General features: G+C 68.9%; 22 protein-coding genes and 1 pseudogene. 13 read left to right on the top strand and 10 right to left on the bottom strand.

Features of this window, described 5'->3' with window-relative positions:
- Positions 1-121 precede the first annotated feature (121 nt).
- Positions 122-886: an SDR family oxidoreductase gene (locus tag M3C17_RS00580; protein ID WP_259975651.1), complete on the top strand. Its 765-nt coding sequence runs from the start codon at positions 122-124 to the stop codon at positions 884-886.
- Positions 887-951: 65 nt separating this feature from the next.
- On the opposite strand, the gene M3C17_RS00575 is transcribed toward M3C17_RS00580, so the two are convergent.
- Entirely contained in the window at positions 952-1,548 is a 597-nt protein-coding gene (locus M3C17_RS00575; protein WP_259975650.1) for an HdeD family acid-resistance protein, read from the bottom strand.
- A gap of 179 nt (positions 1,549-1,727) precedes the next feature.
- Here M3C17_RS00575 and M3C17_RS00570 point away from each other — a divergent pair, with 179 nt between their 5' ends.
- The 6 genes from M3C17_RS00570 (at position 1,728) to M3C17_RS00545 (ending at position 7,194) form a co-directional block, all read left to right on the top strand.
- Positions 1,728-2,126, top strand: coding sequence for a helix-turn-helix transcriptional regulator (locus M3C17_RS00570; protein WP_259975697.1), 399 nt, complete (start codon positions 1,728-1,730; stop codon positions 2,124-2,126).
- Positions 2,127-2,131: 5 nt separating this feature from the next.
- Positions 2,132-2,542 (top strand): VOC family protein, encoded by a 411-nt coding sequence (locus tag M3C17_RS00565; RefSeq protein ID WP_259975649.1) that lies wholly within the window; start codon positions 2,132-2,134, stop codon positions 2,540-2,542.
- Positions 2,543-2,579: 37 nt separating this feature from the next.
- Positions 2,580-4,940, top strand: coding sequence for an excinuclease ABC subunit UvrA (locus M3C17_RS00560; RefSeq protein WP_259975648.1), 2,361 nt, complete (start codon positions 2,580-2,582; stop codon positions 4,938-4,940).
- Positions 4,941-5,283: 343 nt separating this feature from the next.
- Entirely contained in the window at positions 5,284-6,075 is a 792-nt protein-coding gene (locus M3C17_RS00555; RefSeq protein ID WP_259975647.1) for a bifunctional 2-polyprenyl-6-hydroxyphenol methylase/3-demethylubiquinol 3-O-methyltransferase UbiG, read from the top strand.
- Positions 6,035-7,009, top strand: a complete 975-nt coding sequence (locus M3C17_RS00550; RefSeq protein ID WP_311198412.1) for an alpha/beta hydrolase — start codon at positions 6,035-6,037, stop codon at positions 7,007-7,009. The genes M3C17_RS00555 and M3C17_RS00550 overlap by 41 nt, the downstream gene beginning before the upstream one ends.
- Positions 6,976-7,194 carry a hypothetical protein gene (locus M3C17_RS00545; protein ID WP_259975645.1) on the top strand — a complete coding sequence of 73 codons (219 nt, stop codon included), beginning with the start codon at positions 6,976-6,978 and terminating at the stop codon, positions 7,192-7,194. Before M3C17_RS00550 ends, M3C17_RS00545 begins: the two co-directional genes overlap by 34 nt.
- 21 nt (positions 7,195-7,215) lie before the next feature.
- On the opposite strand, the gene M3C17_RS00540 is transcribed toward M3C17_RS00545, so the two are convergent.
- Both M3C17_RS00540 and M3C17_RS00535 read right to left on the bottom strand, forming a co-directional pair.
- Complete coding sequence (locus M3C17_RS00540) at positions 7,216-7,653, bottom strand: pyridoxamine 5'-phosphate oxidase family protein (RefSeq protein ID WP_259975644.1); 438 nt, start codon at positions 7,651-7,653, stop codon at positions 7,216-7,218.
- Between the two features lie 30 nt (positions 7,654-7,683).
- Positions 7,684-8,052 (bottom strand): VOC family protein, encoded by a 369-nt coding sequence (locus M3C17_RS00535; protein WP_259975643.1) that lies wholly within the window; start codon positions 8,050-8,052, stop codon positions 7,684-7,686.
- A 77-nt stretch (positions 8,053-8,129) separates the two neighbouring features.
- On the opposite strand from M3C17_RS00535, the gene M3C17_RS00530 reads away from it, so the two are divergent.
- Together M3C17_RS00530 and M3C17_RS00525 are read left to right on the top strand one after the other, a co-directional pair.
- Positions 8,130-9,449 (top strand): nitrate/nitrite transporter, encoded by a 1,320-nt coding sequence (locus M3C17_RS00530; protein WP_259975696.1) that lies wholly within the window; start codon positions 8,130-8,132, stop codon positions 9,447-9,449.
- An 18-nt stretch (positions 9,450-9,467) separates the two neighbouring features.
- On the top strand, positions 9,468-10,646 hold the full coding sequence (locus M3C17_RS00525; protein ID WP_259975642.1) for a DUF4232 domain-containing protein: 1,179 nt from the start codon (positions 9,468-9,470) through the stop codon (positions 10,644-10,646).
- Positions 10,647-10,667: 21 nt separating this feature from the next.
- Here the strand turns inward: M3C17_RS00525 and M3C17_RS00520 are convergent, their stop codons facing one another.
- The 6 genes and pseudogenes from M3C17_RS00520 to M3C17_RS00495 form a co-directional block, all read right to left on the bottom strand.
- The gene (locus M3C17_RS00520; RefSeq protein WP_259975641.1) at positions 10,668-11,480 is read right to left on the bottom strand and encodes an arginase family protein; all 813 of its coding nucleotides are present in this window, start codon (positions 11,478-11,480) and stop codon (positions 10,668-10,670) included.
- A gap of 105 nt (positions 11,481-11,585) precedes the next feature.
- Positions 11,586-12,332, bottom strand: a complete 747-nt coding sequence (locus M3C17_RS00515) for a formylglycine-generating enzyme family protein (protein ID WP_259975640.1) — start codon at positions 12,330-12,332, stop codon at positions 11,586-11,588.
- Positions 12,333-12,416: 84 nt separating this feature from the next.
- Positions 12,417-13,163, bottom strand: coding sequence for an SGNH/GDSL hydrolase family protein (locus M3C17_RS00510; RefSeq protein ID WP_259975695.1), 747 nt, complete (start codon positions 13,161-13,163; stop codon positions 12,417-12,419).
- A gap of 43 nt (positions 13,164-13,206) precedes the next feature.
- Entirely contained in the window at positions 13,207-14,559 is a 1,353-nt protein-coding gene (locus tag M3C17_RS00505; RefSeq protein WP_259975639.1) for an MFS transporter, read from the bottom strand.
- Positions 14,560-14,606: 47 nt separating this feature from the next.
- On the bottom strand, positions 14,607-15,641 hold the full coding sequence (locus M3C17_RS00500; protein WP_259975638.1) for an LLM class flavin-dependent oxidoreductase: 1,035 nt from the start codon (positions 15,639-15,641) through the stop codon (positions 14,607-14,609).
- Between the two features lie 60 nt (positions 15,642-15,701).
- Positions 15,702-15,866: pseudogene (locus M3C17_RS00495) on the bottom strand (DUF885 family protein); the annotation flags it as partial.
- Here M3C17_RS00495 and M3C17_RS00490 point away from each other — a divergent pair.
- From M3C17_RS00490 to M3C17_RS00480, 3 genes are all read left to right on the top strand, one after another.
- Entirely contained in the window at positions 15,857-17,344 is a 1,488-nt protein-coding gene (locus M3C17_RS00490; RefSeq protein WP_396819413.1) for a recombinase family protein, read from the top strand. The pseudogene M3C17_RS00495 and the gene M3C17_RS00490 sit on opposite strands and share 10 nt — an antisense overlap.
- A gap of 853 nt (positions 17,345-18,197) precedes the next feature.
- Positions 18,198-19,136, top strand: coding sequence for a P22 phage major capsid protein family protein (locus M3C17_RS00485; protein ID WP_259975636.1), 939 nt, complete (start codon positions 18,198-18,200; stop codon positions 19,134-19,136).
- 86 nt (positions 19,137-19,222) lie between these two features.
- Positions 19,223-19,549 carry a hypothetical protein gene (locus M3C17_RS00480; RefSeq protein WP_259975635.1) on the top strand — a complete coding sequence of 109 codons (327 nt, stop codon included), beginning with the start codon at positions 19,223-19,225 and terminating at the stop codon, positions 19,547-19,549.
- A 298-nt stretch (positions 19,550-19,847) separates the two neighbouring features.
- Here M3C17_RS00480 and M3C17_RS00475 read toward each other — a convergent pair whose 3' ends face one another.
- Positions 19,848-20,453 carry a hypothetical protein gene (locus M3C17_RS00475; protein WP_259975634.1) on the bottom strand — a complete coding sequence of 202 codons (606 nt, stop codon included), beginning with the start codon at positions 20,451-20,453 and terminating at the stop codon, positions 19,848-19,850.
- 223 nt (positions 20,454-20,676) lie between these two features.
- Between M3C17_RS00475 and M3C17_RS00470 the strand changes: the two genes are divergently transcribed.
- Positions 20,677-21,006: a hypothetical protein gene (locus M3C17_RS00470; protein ID WP_259975633.1), complete on the top strand. Its 330-nt coding sequence runs from the start codon at positions 20,677-20,679 to the stop codon at positions 21,004-21,006.
- The last annotated feature ends 64 nt before the right edge of the window (positions 21,007-21,070 follow it).

The following is a 21,070-nucleotide window of genomic DNA, read 5'->3' as shown; positions in this document are numbered from 1 at the left end:
ACGGCCTCCTTTGTCGTCAACGTATCACGCGCGGCACCGCCCGTCCCGGCGCCACTGCGCCCCCTTGGTAATGTGTGAGAGCCGTGCGATCACGGCGTTCCACGCAGCATGAGGAGTCACCGTGACCGACGTTCTTCCCGCAGGATCCCTCGACGGCAAGGTCGCTCTTGTCACCGGCTCGTCCCGGGGCATCGGCGCCGACACCGTGCGCTACCTCGCGGAGGCCGGCGCGGACGTCGTCATCAACTTCCGGAACAAGGCGCCGCGAGCCGAGAAGCTCGCCGCCGAGTTGCGCGAACTCGGACGTCGCGCCCTGGTCGTCGGTGCGGACCTGACGGATCCCGCCTCGGTCGCGGCGATGTTCGACGCGGTGCGCGCGGAGTACGGTCGCCTCGACGTGCTGGTGCTCAACGCCTCGGGCGGCATGGAGTCGGGCATGGCAGCGGACTACGCGCTCACTCTCAACCGCGACGCGCAGCTGAACGTCCTCGAAGCCGCGACTCCGCTGCTCGAGGACGGCGCCAGGGTCGTCTTCGTGACGAGCCACCAGGCTCACTTCATCCGCACCACCCCGACCATGCCCGAGTACGAGCCCGTCGCGCTGTCGAAGCGCGCCGGAGAGGACGCCCTGCGAGAGCTCATCCCCGGTCTGGCCGAGAAGGGCATCGGCTTCACCGTCGTGTCGGGCGACATGATCGAGGGCACCATCACCGCCACCCTGCTGGAGCGCGCGAACCCGGGGGCGATCGCCGAGCGCCGCGAGTCCGCCGGGCGCCTGTACAACGTCTCGGAGTTCGCCGCCGAGGTCGCCAAGGCGGTCATCGACCCCGTTCCTGCCGACAACACCCGACTCGTCGGTGACGTCAGCGCGTTCGTCGCCGACTGACCTCGACCGGACGACTCCGCCCCGGCTCCGTGAACGGGGCCGGGGCGGAACTGTCTGCGTGGCTATCAGACGGCGGGCGAACCCTGCACGTCGCCGAGGACCTTCTTCTCGTCCTTGCCGAGCGTGATGGCGCGGACGATCTGGATGATGCCGAGCACCACGAGCGAGATGCCGAGCAGCAGCCAGAACGCGAATCCGGCGATGGCCGGGGAGAACAGCACGATGATTCCGGCGATGATGCTGAGCACGGCGTAGAGCATCGTCCAGACCCGCGAGCCGTCTCTGCCCAGCAGGGAGAGTGCCACGACGCCGTCGACGATCCAGCTCACGCCGATGAAGATGACGACCACGAGCGCGAGGGTGGCGGCGGCGACGTTCAGGTTGAAGAACGCGATGACGCCGGCGGCGATGTAGAGCAGGCCGAGGACGATATGGCCGACGCGCGCCCATCCGCCCTTCTCCCGAGAGAAGATGCCGAGTCCGATGTAGACGATTCCGGCGATGATCAGATACGAGGCGAAGATCGCCGTCACGATGACGGCCGACTTCACCGGCCACACGAGGAGGACGATGCCCGCGATGAGCGCCAGAGCGCCGGAGACGGCGAGGGCCACGCGGATCGACTTGAAGAACGACTTCGTCTCTGTGAATGCTTCAGACATGGTGGGGGACCCTTTCTGAGAAGATCCTGTGAGGATGCCCCCAGGGTAGCGCTCACAGGCGTCCCGTGGGGGAGGAGCGCCCGCGCGCGTCGCAGTCCGTCATGACGCGGCATCCCGTGACATGGGAGGATCGACACGTGACACCCGTGGATGACGCTCGTCTGCGCGAGCTCGTGGTGATGCGGAAGGTCAGGGACCGGATCGACCGGGAGTACGCGAAGCCGCTGGACGTCGAGGCCCTCGCACGCGGTGTGCACCTGTCCGCGGGTCACCTCGGCCGGCGCTTCCGGGAGACCTACGGCGAGTCGCCGTACTCCTATCTGATGACGCGGCGCATCGAGCGCGCCATGGCGCTGCTCCGGCGCGGAGACCTGAGCGTGACGGAGGTGTGCTTCGAGGTGGGGTGCTCGTCGCTCGGCACCTTCAGCACGCGATTCTCAGAGCTGGTGGGTGTCTCACCCAGCGTGTACCGTGAACGCGCCGCCACCGTCGAGGGGATCCCCTCGTTCCAGGCGAAGCACGTCACCAGACCGATCAGGAATCGAGAAGCGCCGCGCACCGACGCGCACCTAGCGTGAGCACCATGAACATCAGCATCCACTACGCCTTCCTCCCACACACCGACGCGGACGCCGCTCTCGGGTTCTACCGCGACGCCCTCGGCTTCGAGGTGCGCAACGACGTCGGGTACGACGGACTGCGCTGGCTCACCGTCGGCCCCGCCGGTCAGCCGGAGACCTCGATCGTGCTCCACCCGCCGGCGACCGACCCCGGCCTCACCGACGCGGAGCGGCAGACCATCCTCGAACTCATCGCGAAGGGGAGCTACGCCGCGCTCACCCTGGCCAGCGACGATCTCGAGGCCGTGTTCGACCGCCTGGTGGCAGCGGGCGCCGATGTCGTGCAGGAGCCCATGGATCAGCCGTACGGCGTCAGGGACTGCGCATTCCGCGACCCGGCGGGGAACCTCCTTCGAATCAATCAGGCCGCCTGAGCGACCGCCACCAACCGCCTCGACAGAAAGGGCGCCGATGAGCGCAGCAGAGCACCCCGCGGACACTCACGATCTCATCCGCGTGCAGGGCGCGCGGGAGAACAACCTGAAGGACGTCAGCGTCGAGATCCCGAAACGCCGCCTCACCGTCTTCACCGGGGTGTCCGGCTCGGGGAAGAGCTCGCTCGTGTTCGACACGATCGCCGCAGAGTCGCGTCGCATGATCGACGAGACCTACAGCGCTTTCGTGCAGGGCTTCATGCCGTCCGTACCGCGCCCGGACGTGGATGTGCTCGAGGGCCTCACCACGGCGATCATCGTCGATCAGGAGCGGCTGGGCGCGAACCCGCGGTCCACCGTGGGGACGGTCACGGACGCCAACGCCATGCTGCGCATCCTGTTCAGCAAGCTCGGCCAGCCCTACATCGGCGGTCCGACCGCGTTCTCGTTCAACATCCCCACGCAGAAGGCCAGCGGCGTGATGACGGGGCCGGGCGGAGAGAAGAAGATCGTGAAGGACGCGATCTACCTCGGAGGGATGTGTCCGCGATGCGAGGGCAGGGGAGCGGTGTCCGACCTCGATCTCTCGCAGATCGTCGACGAGTCCAAGTCGCTCGACGAGGGCGCCATCATGGTGCCCGGGTACACGGCAGACGGGTGGATGGTGAAGGGGTTCTCGCAGTCGGGCTTCTATCCCGCCGACAAGCCGATCCGGGAGTTCACCGACAAACAGCGGCAGCTCTTCCTCTACGGCGAGGTGACCAAGGTCAAGATCTCGGGCATCAACATGACCTACGAGGGCCTGATCCCCAAGATCACGAAGTCGATGCTCTCGAAGGACCTGGATGCGCTGCAGCCGCATATCCGCGCCTTCGTGGAGCGCGTCGCCACGTTCGCGGTGTGCCCGGAGTGCGACGGCACGCGGCTCACCGAGGGCGCGCGGTCGTCGAAGATCGACGGCATCAGCATCGCCGATGCCTGTCGCATGCAGGTGACGGACCTCGCTGAGTGGGTGCGCGGCCTGACGCTGCCCGGAGCGGCCCCGCTCCTGCAGGCACTGAGTGCGAACCTCGATGCCTTCGTCACCCTCGGGCTGGGCTACCTGAGCCTGGAACGGCCCTCCGGCACGCTGTCCGGGGGAGAGGCGCAGCGGATCAAGATGCTGCGCCACCTCGGCTCCTCGCTCACGGACGTCACCTACGTCTTCGACGAGCCCACGATCGGGCTGCACCCGCACGACATCCAGCGCATGAACCGGCTGCTGCTGCAGCTGCGTGACAAAGGCAACACCGTGCTCGTCGTGGAACACAAGCCGGAGACGATCGCGATCGGCGATCACGTGGTCGACCTCGGTCCGGGGGCCGGGAGTGCCGGTGGCGAGATCTGCTTCGAAGGCACCGTCGAGGGGCTCAAGGCCAGTGGCACACGCACCGGCGAGCATCTGGAGGACCGTGCGGGCCTGAAGGAAGAGGTGCGTACGGGGAAGGGAGCGATCGCAGTGCGCGGAGCTTCGACGAACAATCTGCAGGATGTGAGCGTCGACATCCCGACCGGCGTGCTGACCGTCGTCACGGGCGTCGCCGGTTCCGGCAAGAGTTCGCTGATCCACGGATCGGTCACTGGCCGCGACGGTGTCGTGGCGATCGACCAGTCCGCGATCAAGGGATCGCGCCGGAGCAACCCTGCCACGTACACCGGGCTGCTGGAGCCGATCCGCAAGGCGTTCGCGAAGGCCAACGGCGTCAAGCCGGCACTGTTCAGCGCGAACTCCGAAGGCGCGTGTCCCACGTGCAAGGGTGCGGGCGTGATCATCACGGAGCTCGGCTTCATGGACACGATCGAGACGCCCTGTGAAGACTGTGGAGGTAAGCGCTTTCAGGCGGCGGTGCTCGACTACAAGCTCGGGGGCAAGGACATCACCGAGGTGCTCGACCTGCCGGTGTCCGAGGCCCGCGGATTCTTCAGCGACGGTGAGGCCAAGCTTCCGGCGGCTGCCGCGATCCTCGGGCGGCTCGAGGACGTCGGACTCGGGTACCTGTCGCTCGGGCAGCCGTTGTCGACACTGTCCGGCGGTGAACGCCAGCGCATCAAGCTCGCGATCCAGATGGGCGAGAAGGGCGACGTCTATGTGCTCGACGAGCCGACGACAGGCCTGCACCTCGCCGACGTCGACAAGATCCTCGGTCTGCTGGATCGCCTGGTCGACGCAGGTAAGACGGTGATCGTCATCGAGCACCACCAGGCGGTCATGGCACACGCGGACTGGATCATCGACGTCGGTCCTGGCGCGGGCCACGACGGCGGACGCATCGTGTTCGAGGGCACTCCGGCCGCACTGGTGTCGGACGCCTCGACGCTGACGGGACAGCATCTGGCGGAGTACGTGGGCGCACGGTAACTCCGCCGTCGTCAGCACAGGCGATATCCGATAATGCACATTATGTCAGTTCAAGGAGGTGGCGGTCTGTTCCTCGTCTCCCCTCGTCTTGCGCCTGCACCGAGCGATCCCTGACCGCGTGTCGGACCGTGGGATCGATGAGACAAGCGGCCCGAGGCGCAGCGGCGCCGCGGGAGGAATTGCGGAGCCGGTGATCCCACGCCCATCGGTCCGACGTCTGTGGACCTATTTCCCGGTCCTGGCCTCGACCGCTGCGCGCCTGCCGCTTCTAGGATGGCCGAGTTCGAATCGGGCGCGCGGACGGACAGAGAGAGCGCTTTCATCGGTTACAGAACGGTGACGCATGAATCAGAACGAAATCGACGAGGCGATACAGGCCTACTACAGTGGCGAGTTCGATGAGAATGCGCGCCTGACAACACGATCCGCCCAGGGGCGACTCGAGTTCGAGCGAACTCAGGAAGTGATCCGCCGTGCCACCCCTCCCCCTGCCCGTGTCCTCGATGTCGGCGGAGCGACCGGTGTGCATGCGGCGGCACTTGTTGCTACGGGGTATGACGTGGTGCTGGTGGATCCCGTGCCCAGTCAGGTTGCGACGGCCGCGCTCGTCGGCACCTTCAAGGCCGTTGTCGGCGACGCACGAGCACTCGATTTTCCCGATGACTCGTTCGATGCGGTGCTGATCGCCGGACCGCTTTATCACTTGGCGGGGCGTGATGATCGCCGCCGAGCGTTGAGGGAGGCACGTCGCGTCTGCCGGCCCGGTGGGGTCGTACACGCATCCGCAATCCCCCGGCTGGCTGTCTTCGCCGCCGCGGCGTTGGAGCCAGCTCTCCTGGACGCCGATCTCGATGGGTGGCTCGATCTTCTGCGCGTGGGCACGCCGGTTGGATCGACACGTTTCCCCGGCGGTCACTTCCACACCGCGCGTGAACTCGAGGAGGAAATGCTCGCATCCGGGATCCGCGACGTGACAGTCATCGGACTCGAGGGCCCTGGCGGGTTTGCGCTCGAGAGCGTGACCGAGGTGAACGAAGCGGACTACGCGGCGGCGATTCAGCTCGCCAGAACGTTCGCTGGCGCCGGTCACATTCGTGACTTCAGCAATCATCTTCTCGGATCGGGGCTCGCGTAGCGGCTCGTATCGTTACGCACACACGCCAGGCGAAGGAAGTGCGTGCGAAACGTGCGCGGGACGCATCTCCCCTCCCGCGCCGGGTCATGGCAGGGTGGAAGCCGTGCACGTTGAAGAGCTGGATCTCCCCTTCGCTGTCACCGAGTCGGGAGACTCTGACGCCGAGCCGCTCATCGTCCTCCCTGGCGGTCCATGTCGCGGTTCCGAGTATCTGGGTGATCTGGCAGGGCTCGACCGCGTCCGCCGACTCCTCGTCCTGCATCCACGCGGAACGCCACAGAGCGGCGGACTCTCCCGTGGATGGTGGGCGGACGCGGACGACGTGATCGCCCTCGCAGATGCCATGGGGCTCGACGGGATCGACCTTCTCGCGCACTCCGCGGGTACCCGCCTCGCCCTCGCCGTCGCGACGCGCTATCCGGGTCGCGTGCGGTCGTCGGCTCTCGTCACGCCGCCCGCCACCTGGCTGACCGGTACCCGTCACGACGGGGACTCCGTCGTTCTCGACACCGCCGATCCCGCTGTCGCAGAAGCACTCCGTTCGCTGAAACAGGACGATCCGACCACCGAGGATGCGTTCCGTGAGGCGTTCCGTCGACAAGCCCCGGCGACGTACGCGCACTGGACCGAGATCGAACAGGCTCACGCGTCACTGGGTGTCGTCAGCCTGGCCTCCGCGCTGGCGTGGTTCACCGACATCCCTGCTGACGCGCCCGCTCGTATCCGCGCCGCTCCCCTGCGGCAAACGCTCGTCGTCGGCGGCAGCCACGACTACCTCACCGGCATCCGCCCCGTCGCGGACTACGCCACGACTCTCGGCGCACGCCTCTCGATGATCGACGGCTGCGGACATTACCCGTGGGTCGAACAGCCGGAGATCTTCCTCAGGATCATCGCGAATTGGCTCTCCTCGGTCTCCCCACCGCGCATCTGAGCATTGCCGCGCAACCAACCATTGCCGCGCAACCAACCATTGCCGCGCAACCGACCATTGCCGCGCAACCGACCATTGCCGCGCAACCGAACGATGCCGCGCGGCGGAGCGAGGCCGCGCGGTTGAACGGCGTCACACAGAGCGGCGTCACACAGGCCGGTGCGGCACGCCTTCGCGGTGCGTGACCGTGACCGACACCGCGCGCTCTATGGCCCCGCTGTCCAGTCCTCCTCGCGGACGACGGCTTCCGCACCGGACACGTCGTACGAGCGCACCCAGGTCGGCGTGACGATGACGAGAGCGAACGCCGGGTCTCGCACACGCGAGCCGGGTGCGTGGTTGAGGAACTCCTCAGCGAGCTCCGCACGGCGCTCGGCAGAAGCGATGGTCGCGGTGCCCTCGATCTGCAGCGACACCTCCCCCTCGGTACCCACGACGAGCGCGACCGCCGACCGGCGCGCGATGTTCTCGTGCTTCCGCGACGATGCGCGGGTCGTGAAGAGGATCGTGCCGTCGTCCAACGCGACCAGGCCGACGAGTGCAGCCTCGGGCGTGCCGCCCGAGCTCACCGTGGCCACCACTCCCCTGCCCTGGGTCCGAACGAACGCGACGACCGAGTCTTTGTCCACGGGGTGACCTGTCATGCTCAGCACCCTAGCGCTGAGCCGGCAAGGTCACTGCGTCGACCACACCCCCAGCTCGTTGCCGGACGGATCAGCGAAGTGGAAACGGCGCCCGCCGGGGAACGGGTACGGCTCCTGGAGGATCCGCCCACCCGCGTGCTCGACCGCATCGCGAGTCGCATCGAGGCCATCCGAGTACAGGAGCACGAGCGGACCACCCACCGGTCGGGGCTCGTCGGCGCGCATCAGACCGCCGACCTCACTCCCATCACCTCTGCCGGACGCGATGCCCGCATACTCCGGTCCATAGTCGACGAACTCCCATCCGAAGGCGGAGCTATAGAACTCCTTCGCGGCTGCCAGGTCGGTGACGACGAGCTCGACATAGTCGATGGTGTGATGCTGAGTGTTCCCTGTCATGCGTGCACGGTAGCGCCGACCGCCGACATCGCGGTGCGTGCGGCGGCACTCCTGCGCAGGAGTAGCGTGGAAAGGTGCTGTCCGCCTCCCCCGCCTCTGCGAACCCGGGGTGGCGCGCATGGACGATCTGGTCCGTCGGGGTCGCCGCGTACGTGCTCGCGATCACCAACCGCACGTCCCTCGGCGCGGTCGGCGTCGAGGCAGCGGACCGCTTCGATGCCGACGCCTCCACGCTCGCGCTCTTCGCCGTCGTCCAGCTGGCCGTCTACGGAGGCATGCAGATCCCGGTGGGTGTGCTGCTCGACCGCTACGGCTCACGTCCGATCATCACGATCGGCATGCTGCTCATGGCCGCCGGTCAGCTCACGATGGCGCTCTCCCCGAGCATCGGCGTCGCCATCGTCGCCCGTGTCCTGCTGGGCGCCGGTGATGCGGCGGTGTTCCCGGCGGTGCTGCGCCTCGTCGCGACCTGGTTCCCCGCACAGCGCGGGCCGCTCATGGTCCAGTTCACCGGCATCATCGGGCAGACGGGCCAGCTGATCGCCCTCGTGCCGGTCGCCGCCCTGCTGCACGCCACGTCCTGGTCGGTGACATTCGGAAGCATCGCCGGACTCGGGCTGCTCTTCACGGTCCTGGTGTGGCTGATCATCCGCAACCACCCCGCCGAGCGCGGTGCCGACGTCACCGTGAACACGGACACCGGCGTCGTCCGGGTGGTGACCTCCTCGATCGACACCGGCGTGGGCATCCGCGCCGCCTGGGCGCACCCCGGCACGCGCCTCGCCTTCTGGTCCCACTTCACGACGCCCTTCGCGGGCACGGCGTTCGTGCTGCTCTGGGGGATGCCGTTCCTCACCGCGGGCGAAGGGCTCGGACCCGCCGCGGCAGCCGGGATCATCTCGGTCTACGTCGTCGCCGGGATGGTGCTGGGTCCCGTCATCGGTGACCTCTCCCGGCGCATGCCGAACCACCGCTCCCTGGCCCTCGTCCTCCCGGCCGTCGGCGTGCAGGTCCTGGCGTGGCTGGCCGTGATCGCGTTCCCCGGCCCCGCCCCGGCGTGGCTGCTCACCCTGCTGGCCATCGCCCTCGCGACCGGCGGGCCGGCGTCGATGATCGCGTTCGACCACGCCAGGACGCACAACCCGACGCACCGATTGAGCACTGCGACCGGCGTGACCAACGCCGGAGGGTTCATCGCCGCGCTCATCGCGATCTTCCTCATCGGCTGGGCGCTCGACCTGCAGGGCGCCGGCACACCGGACACCTACTCGCTGGAGGCGTTCCGTCTTGCATTCCTCGCTCCGGTACCGCTCTGGGCCATCGGTGTGGTGTTCATCCTGCGCGAACGAAAGCGCACGCGCATCCGTATGGGCCTCGATCCCGAGCGCCGCCGCTGACCACTCCTAGGATGAGGCATGGCCTCCGCTCCCCCACACGCCTCCGCGCGCCCTGACGACTCGTCCCGCCGGCTCATGGCGCGGCTCTCCCCCGGTATCGTCGCCGGCCTCACGCTCTCGCTGCTGTGGCTTCTCGCCGGAGGGGTCGCGAGGCTCTTCGGCTCCGACATCGTCGTCACCCGGCTGCTCAGCTTCCTCGGCATCGGTCCTGCGCAGACGCAGGTCTGGTCGTACCCCGGCGTCTGGGCAGCCGTCATGCTGCTGCTCTCCGCGGCCGTGCTCACCTCCGTCACCGCATTGGTCGCAGACCGCGCCGTGCACACGGGCCCTGCCTTCTTGGTGCTGTGGCTCGGAACCGTCCTCGCCGGCACGGCCCTCGGTCTGTGCATGGACGCCGTGCGGGCACTGTCGTTCCTCCCGGCTTCGGGGATCCGCGGGCTCACCGCCGCCGTGGTCGAGACCGCGCCCGGGACGACCTACTGGGCTGTCGCCTGGGGCTGGCTCCCCGCCCTGCTTCTGCATCGACGGATCCCCGTGGCCGCGGCGCCGCCGACCGCCCGACCGAGGATGCTCGCCGCGCTCGTGTCCGTGGTGCTCTTCGTCGCCCTGGGCGGATTCGCCGATGAAGCCAGGAGGCAGGACATCATCCGTGAGAACGCCGCCCAGCAGGGAATCACGGACGAGAGCGGCGCGTTCGTCGACCCGCTCGCGGACGGTGAGCCCGTGCCCGACACCGCTCCCGGCGTGTCCCCACCGGACCAGGGTGTCGACGGATGCACGAGCGATCGCGCGATGATGCTGCTCGGAGCGTCGGACGGGGCCACCGGTCACCGCTCACAGGTCGTGCACCTGATGAACTTCAGCGAGCAGCCCTGCGTCATCGAGGGCTACCCCGACGTGGCCTTCGCCGACCAGAACGGACACCTGCTCGACGTGGACGTGCAACACGGCTCGTCGTTCCTGGCCGTCGATCCCGGCAGTGCGCCCATCACGATCCCGGCGCAGGGCCAGGCCACCGCGGTGATCGGCTGGGATGCCAACTCCACGCAGGGGGCGCTGGTCGCGCGTCAGCTCTATGCCGCCGCACTGCCCGGCCTCGATCGCGGTCCCTGGCCCGTCGAACTGGACGTCACCGCGGGCTCCACCGTCGAGGTGACCGCGTGGCACCTGGGAGCAGCTCCCGGCGCGAACCCCTGAGCCCGCCCGTTTCGCCGGAGGTCAGCGCAGCAGATGCTGGACGGTCTCCACGATCAACTCCACACTGACCCGCTCCGGCACCTCGGCGTCGCCCGCCTCGAACTCGGCGAGCTCCACGCCCCGCACGCTGTCTCGAGGAAGCGCGGCGAACAGTGCCGCCACCTCGTGCGGCAGCAGCCCGTCGCCCACGCGGTAGGCGGCGGGGATGTATCCAGGTTCGAGCACATCCCAGTCCACGTGGATCCACACGGGGCGTCCGTCGACGAGTTCGCGCACGCGCTCGGGCGTGCTGTCGCGCGGCCCGAGCACCGTGACGCCGCTCTGCGCAAGCAGCTCGCCCTCCGCCGGGTCGATGTCCCGCCCGCCCACGACGATGACCTGCGTCGGGTCGAGCCCTGCGCCGTGACCGCTGTCCCAGAGCCCGCAGGCCGCCGCGAGCACCATGCCGCCCAGGTAGCCGGACTCCGTGGTGGCGGGGGTGTTGAAGTCGCCGTGGGCGTCGATCCAGAGCACGACGGCGTCCGGGTGCCGCGCGGCCGCCGTGGGAAGGCTACCGAGGCTCGCCGCGCACGTGTTGGTCACGAGCAGTGGGGTGGTGCCGGCGGCGATGGCGGCATCCACGGCGTCGCGCAGACCATGGAGGGTCTCCGCGGCCTCGGGAAGCGCGGCCGACCAGTCGTCCACGCGCGCAGGGGCGGGCGCGCCGACCGTCTGCGGTGCGACACCCAGCAGAGCCGACAGCGCGTCCGCGACGCGGCGTGCACCGATCAGAGCGCCGTCGGTGCGGTCTGCGACACGACCCTGGGAGACGATGAGGGAGAACGGCGAGGGCATCCGCATAGTCTCCCACCCGCGCGGCATCGGCGACAAAACAGCGTCACGACGGCGCAGCGGCACAGGGGCACCGCCGAAGGAACGTCGTCGCGATGGCTCAGCGGCTCAGCGGCCCCGCGGGGTCCAGCCGCTCGGCAGCGGACCGTCCACGCTGCCCCGAATCCGATCCACACGCGCCGACCACCCCTGCGCCTCTCCCTCTGTATCGAAGCCGCCACGGGCCACGCGCATCCCGACGTCCCCGTGGTGCATACGCGGCGCTCCCCCGCGCCGCACGCCGGCGCGCACACTCCAGGCCTCGTCGGCGTAACCGCCGCCGCGGAAGACGCGGTAGTCGTCGTAGCGGGCGGGGTCGAGCAGATCCCAGCACCATTCCCAGACGTTGCCGAGCGTGTCGAACACTCCGTACAGGTTCGGCAGCTTCCCGCCCACATCCTGCGGCGTGGTGACGTGGTCGGCGGCCGTCCAGGCGGCGTCGGCCAGCGGGGCGTAGTGCGGGCCCGCGGAGCCGGCGCGGCACGCGTGCTCCCACTCCGCCTCCGTGGGCAGACGATAGCCGTCGGCGGTCGTGTCCCAGCTGACCTCCTCGCCGTCGAAGCGGTACACCGGGTCGAGGCCCTCCCACTCCGAGGCGGCGTTGCAGAAGCGCACGGCGCGCAGCCAGCTCACGTCGGAGGCAGGACGACGCGGATGAGTCGCGGAGATGCCCAGCACCTCGGCGAACTGCTCCTCGGTGACCGGGAAGACGCCGAGCTGGAACTCCTGAAGTTCGACCTCGCGATGCACGCCGTTCCTGGCGTCATGCAGCCTCACCGTCCCTGCGGGGATCCCCGCGAGCTCGATGTCGCTCACGGGTGCCCCTCCCTTACCACCGAGCTCACGGGTGTACCCGTCGGTGCCGACGCATACACGGGTCTCCCTCCCGTACGGACGCCCTCACGCAGGTGTCCGCTCCACCCAGGACGGATACTTGGCGGTGCGGCCGTCTCCCGAGGACGTGCGCGTCACACGACGTCGTACCCACGGGCCCACGTGCTGGCGGTAGTACGCGAGACCGGACGATGCCGCAGCCCGGCGCTCGAGCGGCGCCCACCAGGCCTCGGGCGGCTCGTAGCCGAGAGCGTGCAGCACGCGCGCGGCCACGCGATGATGGCCGGCCGCGTTCATGTGGAGGCGGTCGTCCGACCAGTACGGCGGCATCGCCAGCTCGCGGTCCGGCCAGTTGAGCGCACGGATCACGTCGGGGCGATCCTCGATGCGCCGGAGGACGGCTTCCGACAGCAGATCACCGCGTCGCTGCACGAGGGACCCCATGGGCAGCTGGCCGCTCGGGTTCGCACCGGAGAGCAGGATCATCGTCACGCCCTCCTCGTCGCAGCGCCGCAGCACCCGGCTGAACGCGTCGGCGATGTGCTCGACGTCGGTGCGGGGCCGCAGCATGTCGTTGCCGCCGCCGTTGAAGGACAGATGCGTGGGCCGCAGAGCCAGCGCCGGTTCCAGCTGCTGCTCCACGATGGGCCAGGCGAGCTTGCCGCGGATCGCGAGGTTCGCGTACTGGATCGGGTGTCCGGCCGCATCCGCCCACCCCTGTGCGGCGATGTCTGCCCAGCCGCGCTCGCGACCGTCGGGCAGCACGTCGCCGACACCTTCCGTGAAGGAGTCGCCTATCGCCACGAATCGCACATCAGCCACGTCCCCAGCCTAGGGCCGGCCGTCGACATCGGGCTCAGCGATCGTCGAGGGCGGCACCGCCCCGGTCCACGAGACCCCAGGCGGCGCCCGCTGCGCCCAGGAAGCAGACCGCGAAGACGACGAAGAGCAGTGGTGCGCCGCCCGCCGCCAGGAGCAGCGGCACCGACAGTGGAGCCACGATCGAGGCGATGCGACCGATCCCGGCCGCCCAGCCGGCACCGGTCCCCCGGAGCGAGGTGGGGTAGATCTCCGGCGTCACCGCGTACAGCGCACCCCAGGCCCCGAGGTTGAAGAACGACAGGGCCATGCCTGCCCCGATGATGGCGACCTCGGTCGACGCCGTTCCGAAGAGGACGGCTGAGACGGCGGAGCCCAGCAGGAACACGGAGAGCGTGACACGGCGGCCCCACACCTCGATCAGCCAGGCGGCCACGGCGTAACCGGGAAGCTGGGCGAGCGTGATGACCAGGGTGAAGCCGAACGAGCGCACCAGGTCGAAGCCCGCATCGACGAGGATGCTCGGGATCCAGATGAAGGCCCCGTAATAGGCGAAGTTCACCCCGAGCCAGACAAGCCACAGGCAGAGCGTGCGCACCCGGAATTCGGAGTTCCAGAGGGTCGCGAGCCGCGCCCTGGCGGTCTGCGCGATCGCGCGAGACGCGGGCTCTTTACGGATGGCGGGTGCGGACGTCACCCCTGCGTCGGCCTCGAACGTCGAGACGATGCGCTCGGCCTCGGCGATCCGTCCCCGGGACGCGAGCCAGCGCGGGGACTCCGGCAGTCCCCACCGCACGATCAGCGCATACAGGGCAGGGATCGCGCCGAGCGCGAAGGCCCAGCGCCATCCGGATTCGGAGGCGGGGATCACGAGGAACCCGATCAGCGCCGACGCGGTCCAGCCCACGGCCCAGAACGCCTCCAGGATCACGATCAGACGTCCGCGGATGCGCGCCGGGGCGAACTCGCTCACGTAGGTCGAGGCCACAGGCAGCTCGGCCCCGAGGCCGAGTCCGACGAAGAAGCGCAGGACGAGCAGGGCGGCCACTCCCCCGACGAGCGCGCTCGCACCCGTGGCCACGCCGTAGACGAGCAGCGTGAGCGCGAACACCTGCCGTCGACCGAAGCGATCGGCGAGCAGTCCGCCCAGAGTGGCCCCGATGGCCATGCCGACGAAGCCGAGCGAGGCGATCAGGCCCGCCTCCCCCTTCGAGAGCGTCCACTCCTGGCTGAGCGCCGCGATGATGAAGGAGATGAGACCGACGTCCATCGCATCGAGGGCCCAGCCGAGTCCGGAGCCGGACAGCAGTCGCAGGTGCCTGCGGGTGAACGGGAGAGCATCCAGGCGTTCGGCGAGCGACGTGCGGCTCGGCAGGGCGGTGTTGGCCATGCCTCTCATAGTAAAGTGTCGCGTGTCGCGTGCTGGACTCGGCGCGATCAGTCCGCGGCGGCGAGCAGGCGGCGCACCCGCGGGATGACCTCGGTTCCGTACAGTTCGATGCTTCGCATCATCGCCTCATGCGAGAGCGTGCCCGTCGCGTACTTCAGGTCGAAGCGGCCGAGCCCGAGCGTCGTGACGGTGTCCGCGATCTTCGCCGCCACCCGGTCGGGCGACCCGGCGTACAGCGCGCCCTCCGGCCCCACGTCGTTCTGGAAGCGCGCGCGGCTGTACGGCGGCCATCCGCGCTCCCGGCCGATCGTGTTGTTCATGGCCTCGAAGCCGGAGTAGGCCGCCTCCCAGGCCTCGGCGTCCGTGTCGGCGATGTGTCCGGGCGAGTGGACCGCGACGGGGTGCGAGGTCGTGCCGAACGACGCCACCGATCGGTGGTAGAGGTCCACGAAGGGCTTGAAGCGCGCGGCCGGTCCCCCGATGATCGCCAGCATGAGCCCCAGGCCGTGCCGCGCCACGCGCACGACCGACTCTGGACTGCCGCCGACACCCACCCAGGTGCGCAGGCCGTTCGCGGTCTTCGGGAACACGTCCGCATTCTCCAGTGACGCGCGCATGGTGCCGGACCAGGTCACCGGCTTCTCCGCCAGAAGCTGCACGAACAGGTCGAGCTTCTCCTCGAAGAGGGTGTCGTAGTCGCGGAGGTCGTAGCCGAACAACGGGAAGGACTCGATGAACGACCCACGACCCAGCACGACCTCGGCGCGCCCGTCCGACAGGGCATCCAGGGTGGAGAACCGCTCGAACACCCGCACCGGGTCGTCGGACGAGAGCACGGTCACGGCAGTGCCGAGCCGGATGCGGTTCGTGCGCGCCGCGATGGCGGCGAGCACCATCTCGGGTGCGGAGACCGCGAACTCCGTGCGGTGGTGCTCCCCCACCCCGAAGAAATCCACGCCGACCGTGTCGGCCAGCTCCGCCTGCGCCACGACGTTGCGGATGGTCTGGGCGCCGCTGAGCAGCTCCCCGTCCTCGCCGCGCGTGATGTCTCCGAACGTGTCCAGCCCGAACTCGATGTCCATGTCAGCCCTTCCTATTCAGGTGAATGAACACGGTCGGGTACACAGGCATTCCCGCGTGGGTCAGCGCGGCAGCAGCGTGCTGCGGAGCGTGTCCAGACCGACGCCGCCGAGGTCCAGCGCGCGCTTATGGAACTGCTTGAACGAGAACGCGTCGCCCTCGGCGTCGCGGACCGCATCGCGGACCTGCTCCCAGATGCGCTGACGTAACTTGCGATATGACGGTGACCAAGCGAGCCGCCATCTACCTCCGCATATCCCTCGACCGTACCGGCGATGAGGCCGCCGTCGAGCGCCAGCTAGAGGACTGCCTCGCGATCATCGCGCAACGCGGCTGGACCCAGGCCGGGGAGCCCTACGTCGACAACTCCGTCTCCGCGTCCAAGCGCGACGTCCGCCGCCCCTCCTACGACCGCATGGTCGAGGACTACCAGCGCGGGGCCTTCGACGCCATCGTCTGCTACGACCTCGACCGCCTCACGCGCCAGCCGCGCCAGCTAGAGGACTGGATCGACGCCGCCGAGGAGACCGGGCTCGTCATCGTCACGGCGAACGGGGAGGCCGACCTCTCAACCGATGGCGGGCGCATGTTCGCCCGAGTGAAGGCCGCCGTCGCCCGCTCCGAGATCGAGCGCAAGGGGGCCCGCCACCGCCGAGCCAATGAGCGACGAGCGGCGGCTGGACGCCCCCACGCTGGCCGACGCCGGTACGGCTACGAGCTCGACGGCGAGACGCCGCGCGAGGACGAGGCGGCCATCGTCCGCCGATGCTTCGAGCAGATCGCCAACGGCTCCTCCCTCCGCTCCGTCGCCGCCGGGCTCCTTGCCGACAACATCCCGCCCGGGACCGGCAAGGGCTGGGGAGGCGCGCGCGTCCGCTACATGCTCCTCAACCCTTCCTACGGCGGCCTCGTGCCCGTCGACGGCACGGCTGTCCCTTCCGACCGCATTACACCCATCGTCTCCCCCGAGCTCGCCGAGGAGGTCCGCGCCATCCTGACCGACGAGAAGCGCCGAACCTTGGCGGGGCCTGGCCGCCGACATCTCTCCTCCGGCCTCGCCTCATGCGGGGTCGAGGGATGCCCTAACGTCCTCAACGTTCACTCTGGCTACTACACCTGCCAGATTCGCACCCTGACCCGCTCAGGGGGTCGTTTCCTCGACGACCGACCCCACGCGAGCATCAAGGCGGAGCTCCTCGACGAGCACCTTCGCCGTGAGATGGCCCTCGCACTCCTCACCACCGACCCTTCCGCCTTGGCGGGCGACGAGCCCGAGTCCGCTGGCCCGCTCGTCGCCAACCTGGAACGCATCGAACGCGCGACGGCGGCCACTATGGCCGACCGCGACGACGAGCTCATCTCGCCCCAGGCCGCCCGCTCCCGCCTCGTGGCGCTCCGTGACGAGCGGCGAGAGGTAGAGGCCGCCCTCGACGCCGCCCGCGGTTCTCGGACGTCCTCAGCGTCCCTGGCGACCCTCGCTCGCGATCTTCTTATCGAGACGGCTAAGCGGACTCCGGGCTCCGACTTCTGGGAGCTCCGCGACGTAGTCGCTCAGCGCATCTCCGAGCTCGACCTCGACCGCCAGCGCGCGGCTCTCTCTCAGCTTCTGGGCGTGACCGTCTCGCCGGGTCGCGGCCTCTCCCGCGTCTACGTCTGGCACCTCGTCGCCGAGCACCTGAACGCGGGAGCCGATGCGGCGGGCTAGCCGTCGCCGGGACGAGCCCGTTGGGGCCAGCGTGGCGCCGGTAGTGACGGAGTGACGGTTCAAATCGTCACTTCCTATTCCGCCTTCGAGAGAGAGAACTACTCCTAAAGGAATAGGAAGTGACGGTTTATCCGTCATTCCGTCACTCCGAGCGCCACCGCGCTCGCTTCCTTATCGCGAGGGCACCCAGGCGGTCTACTCAATGAAGAGAGTTTTATCTCTATGCCCCCGGCCAGGTCCTCGCCCGGGGGCGTTTTTCTTGCCTACCTTGTGTCGCACGACACCATCTAGGAGTCGACCATGACATCTCTCGCGCTTCTCTGCGCGCACTGCGGAAGCCGCTTCGCCGCTGCGCACCCGGCGGCCAGCACGTGCTCCGTCTCGTGCCGCACCAAGCTCTACCGCGCTCGGCTCCTTGCCCAGCGCCAGCGCCTCGCCGCTAGGCCAACGCCGCTCTCGGCTCCGGCGACATGTTCAAGCTGGAGCAGGTCGCCCGCGCGACCGTGCGCCTCCTCGCCGTTTAACGGCGGGCACTATCGCCGCTCCAGGCGGTCTCCTCCACGTCAAGACGCGCCCCGAGCGCGCCGTCCGCATCGTCTCCCCGGGGTCGCTCCCCACGAGGCACGACGGACCCTGAGCTCGTCCCGCCGCTGCGCAAGGTCAACGCGGCTAGCCGACGCTCTCCGGGCCTCTCCAGGCCCTCTACCGCCCGACGCCCACGGGCGCGCTTCTAGCGCGTCTGGACGGCGCTGAGCATCTCCGGTGCACGCCGCAAGGTCGACGCGCGCCACAACCGCAAGGCGGCTCCGCACTCATCGCGCCATCCCGGCGCACTACTCCATAGGAGAGCCTCATGGCATTCAACCTTTACACCCCCGAGCAGGCCGGAGAAGTTACCCTCGGCCTCGTCACGAGCAAGCTCGACATCGCCCGCCACGTCCGCCGCTACACCGAGGCGGACTTCGCCCCGGGCACAGGCGGCAAGGCGTACCTCCGCATCCCGTCGGCGCTCACCGCCCGCGCGCGGAGCCTCCGCGACACGACCACCGCCGTCGTCTTCGACGAGCTCATCGAGAAGCGCACTTCGGTCGACCTCTCGACCAACCTCGTTAGCGCGGTCAAGATCGGCGACGCAGAGCTCAAGCTCGACCTCACCGACTTCTCCAAGCAGGTCCTCCGCCCCCAGGCGGAGAGCATCGCCGACGGCATCGACAACGCCCTCGCCGGTCTCCTCTCGGGAATCGCGGCCAGCGCCGAGCCGACCGGCTACGACGCCGCCAAGCCCACCGACGTCTTCGTCAAGGGCCGCCGCGCGCTTCGCGCCAAGGGCGTCGATGTCGCCAACGCCGACCTCGTCGCCTTCGTCGGCGGCGCGGTCATCGACGACCTCCTCCTCTCCGGCGCGCTGGACTTCGCCAAGACCGGCGACGCCAACGCCCTCCGCTCCGGCTCTGCCGGTCGCATCGCGGGCTTCGAGGTCGCCGAGACGGCACGAAGTATCGAGGACGACGAGATCGTCTTCACGACCCAGACGGGACTCTACGTCGCGACCGTCGCCCCCGAGGTGCCCAACGGCGTCCCGTTCGGCAACGTCACGGTCAAGGACGGCCTCGCCGTCCGATACCTCCGCGACTACGACGCCACCCACCTGACCGAGCGCTCCGTCGCATCGGTGTTCGTCGGAACGGGCATCAGCCCGCTCTACGACGTCGAGCGCGACTACGACGCCCACTCCGCGACGGTCACCCCCGTCGAGGGCGGGGCCGTCGTCACGGTCTCCACCTCGGCGTAATCCTCGACGCTCCGGCGTCACCGCGAGGCCCCAGCGTTTACACGACGCGGGGCCCCGCTCCCCACTACCTCTCAGATCGGACCCTCATGTCACCTCGCGCACGCTTCCTCTCCCTCGTCCGCGACCACGACGTCCTCAACGTCTTCGCCGCCGTCACCGACGACACCCTTATCGACTTCGGGCAGGGCATGGCATACGAGGCGATCCGAGGCGAGTACACCGCCGCCAGTGGCCTCGCCCGCAACATCTGGCGCATCCCCGACGACGCCATCGAGCTCGCCACCTCCGCCGCCCTCACGGCGTTCTACCCGCACGCCGGCCAAATCGTCCTCGCCCGCCCATCGGACGCCACCGTTCGCGAGCTCACCCGAGTCTTGGCCGAGCACGGCCTCCGCCTGTCTCGGCGAGACTGACCAACCACTAGCTCCTGGCGACGCTCCTTGGAGAGCCTCGCCAGCCTCTTCCTCATTGACGCGCCGTGGCCGGTGCGCCAGTGAGCTCCGTCGGCGTTCTCCTTTCCACCGACGAGAGTGGACCCAGCGAGTAAGAACCGCGTGGGGTGAGCATCCGGCGATCCTGGGGGGGATGAGCGCTCAGCGGACTATGTACCCGGGTGGAGTGCATGGAGCACGTTCGTGGTCTCCCCGGCCCGCCGCTCACTTCCGTCTCCTTGGACGAGCGGCGGGCCCCTCTCTCACGCTTAGCAGGTACTCATTCCGCCACCTCGCGCCAGTAGTAGCCCATATCGTCGTCCGGGACGTACCCCGTTCGCCGAAGCAGAGCGGCGGCGTCCGCGACGCCCAGCCCGAAGGCCACCTCCACGTCCCCGAGCGACCAACCAGGATGCTCCTTCACCCACTGGATCAACTCCATATGAGGGTCGGTGTCAGCACCGGCAACAAGCCAACGCCTCGCCTCCTGGCGCTGACGCCGATAGACGGCATTGACATAGGTGTCGCCGCCGCGTCGGAGAAGGTCCCAGACGCCAGATAAGGTCAGCCCTACACCAACCCACTCAGCGAGAGTTGCGATCAGACCGCCGCCTCGACCCGCTCGGCTTATCGTGAGCACCTCGCCGCCAGCGAACGCGTGCGCCTGTTCCATCGTCACGTCCTCAGGAATAGGGGCGAATGTCCCTACCTCGACGTCAGGGAGTTCCACCTCGACGTGACCGGCGTAATCGCTGTCAGGGTACAACCGCGCGGTGAGCACCTCAGCGAACGACTCATGTGGTTCCCCTTCGAGGTCCACACGTACGGGCTCCGCGTGCTCGCCGTATCCGGGCCATGACCGGTACTCCACCGAGATAGTCAGCATGCCCAGATCGTACCGGCGCTGACCCTGGGGAGGGACTCTCACCAGCCCCGCCGACGGAAGCCCGGAGCGGCATAGCGTCTCCCTGCCCGCGCGGGTTCCAGGGTTCGCCAGCCGTGAGCCTCCCTCCTGACTGTTCCCAGACTTCTACCCCTCACCACCAGCGTGCGACTGCCCGCGATCACCAAGGAGACACCATGACAACCACTACCCAGCGAACGATCCGATGATCGCCGCCAACCATACGCTCCGCGACCTGACCACCGCGCACGCCGCCAGCGTCCTCCGCCTCGTCGACCTCCTCAGAGCGAGCTCCGCCGCCCAGTGGGACAAGTCGCCCGGCGCACGCATGACGACCACGCTCGGCGTAAGCGACCCCACGGGCGAGCTCGCGACCGCGCCCTCGCGCCTTGCACTCCGTGCCCAGGTGCTCTCCTCGCTCGCCGTCATCGACGCCGCAACAGCTTCGTTCGACTGCGCCGCGACGGCCCTGTCCGAGGCCCTCGAAGATCACGAGGATCCGTTCGCTAGTCTCCGGCGAGAGGTTGCCGCATGATTGACTCGCGGCGTGACCCTAGGATGACCGCATGGGTCTTCTCAACTCGATTCGCGAGGTGCTC

Origin of the sequence: Microbacterium sp. p3-SID336, from assembly GCF_025143365.1 — a bacterium.
Taxonomy (GTDB): domain Bacteria; phylum Actinomycetota; class Actinomycetes; order Actinomycetales; family Microbacteriaceae; genus Microbacterium.
Note: the sequence above shows the minus strand (reverse complement) of the source record. Positions and strands in the feature narration are given on the sequence as shown.

Coding starts and splice junctions, on each gene's coding strand:
- M3C17_RS00555 (WP_259975647.1), top strand. CDS start 5,284: ATGAATCAGAACGAAATCGACGAGGCGATACAGGCCTACTACAGTGGC.
- M3C17_RS00520 (WP_259975641.1), bottom strand. CDS start 11,480: ATGCCCTCGCCGTTCTCCCTCATCGTCTCCCAGGGTCGTGTCGCAGAC.
- M3C17_RS00535 (WP_259975643.1), bottom strand. CDS start 8,052: ATGACAGGGAACACTCAGCATCACACCATCGACTATGTCGAGCTCGTC.
- M3C17_RS00560 (WP_259975648.1), top strand. CDS start 2,580: ATGAGCGCAGCAGAGCACCCCGCGGACACTCACGATCTCATCCGCGTG.
- M3C17_RS00575 (WP_259975650.1), bottom strand. CDS start 1,548: ATGTCTGAAGCATTCACAGAGACGAAGTCGTTCTTCAAGTCGATCCGC.
- M3C17_RS00540 (WP_259975644.1), bottom strand. CDS start 7,653: ATGACAGGTCACCCCGTGGACAAAGACTCGGTCGTCGCGTTCGTTCGG.
- M3C17_RS00565 (WP_259975649.1), top strand. CDS start 2,132: ATGAACATCAGCATCCACTACGCCTTCCTCCCACACACCGACGCGGAC.
- M3C17_RS00505 (WP_259975639.1), bottom strand. CDS start 14,559: ATGGCCAACACCGCCCTGCCGAGCCGCACGTCGCTCGCCGAACGCCTG.
- M3C17_RS00480 (WP_259975635.1), top strand. CDS start 19,223: ATGTCACCTCGCGCACGCTTCCTCTCCCTCGTCCGCGACCACGACGTC.
- M3C17_RS00470 (WP_259975633.1), top strand. CDS start 20,677: ATGATCGCCGCCAACCATACGCTCCGCGACCTGACCACCGCGCACGCC.
- M3C17_RS00475 (WP_259975634.1), bottom strand. CDS start 20,453: ATGCTGACTATCTCGGTGGAGTACCGGTCATGGCCCGGATACGGCGAG.
- M3C17_RS00485 (WP_259975636.1), top strand. CDS start 18,198: ATGGCATTCAACCTTTACACCCCCGAGCAGGCCGGAGAAGTTACCCTC.
- M3C17_RS00500 (WP_259975638.1), bottom strand. CDS start 15,641: ATGGACATCGAGTTCGGGCTGGACACGTTCGGAGACATCACGCGCGGC.
- M3C17_RS00570 (WP_259975697.1), top strand. CDS start 1,728: ATGCGGAAGGTCAGGGACCGGATCGACCGGGAGTACGCGAAGCCGCTG.
- M3C17_RS00525 (WP_259975642.1), top strand. CDS start 9,468: ATGGCCTCCGCTCCCCCACACGCCTCCGCGCGCCCTGACGACTCGTCC.
- M3C17_RS00490 (WP_396819413.1), top strand. CDS start 15,857: ATGACGGTGACCAAGCGAGCCGCCATCTACCTCCGCATATCCCTCGAC.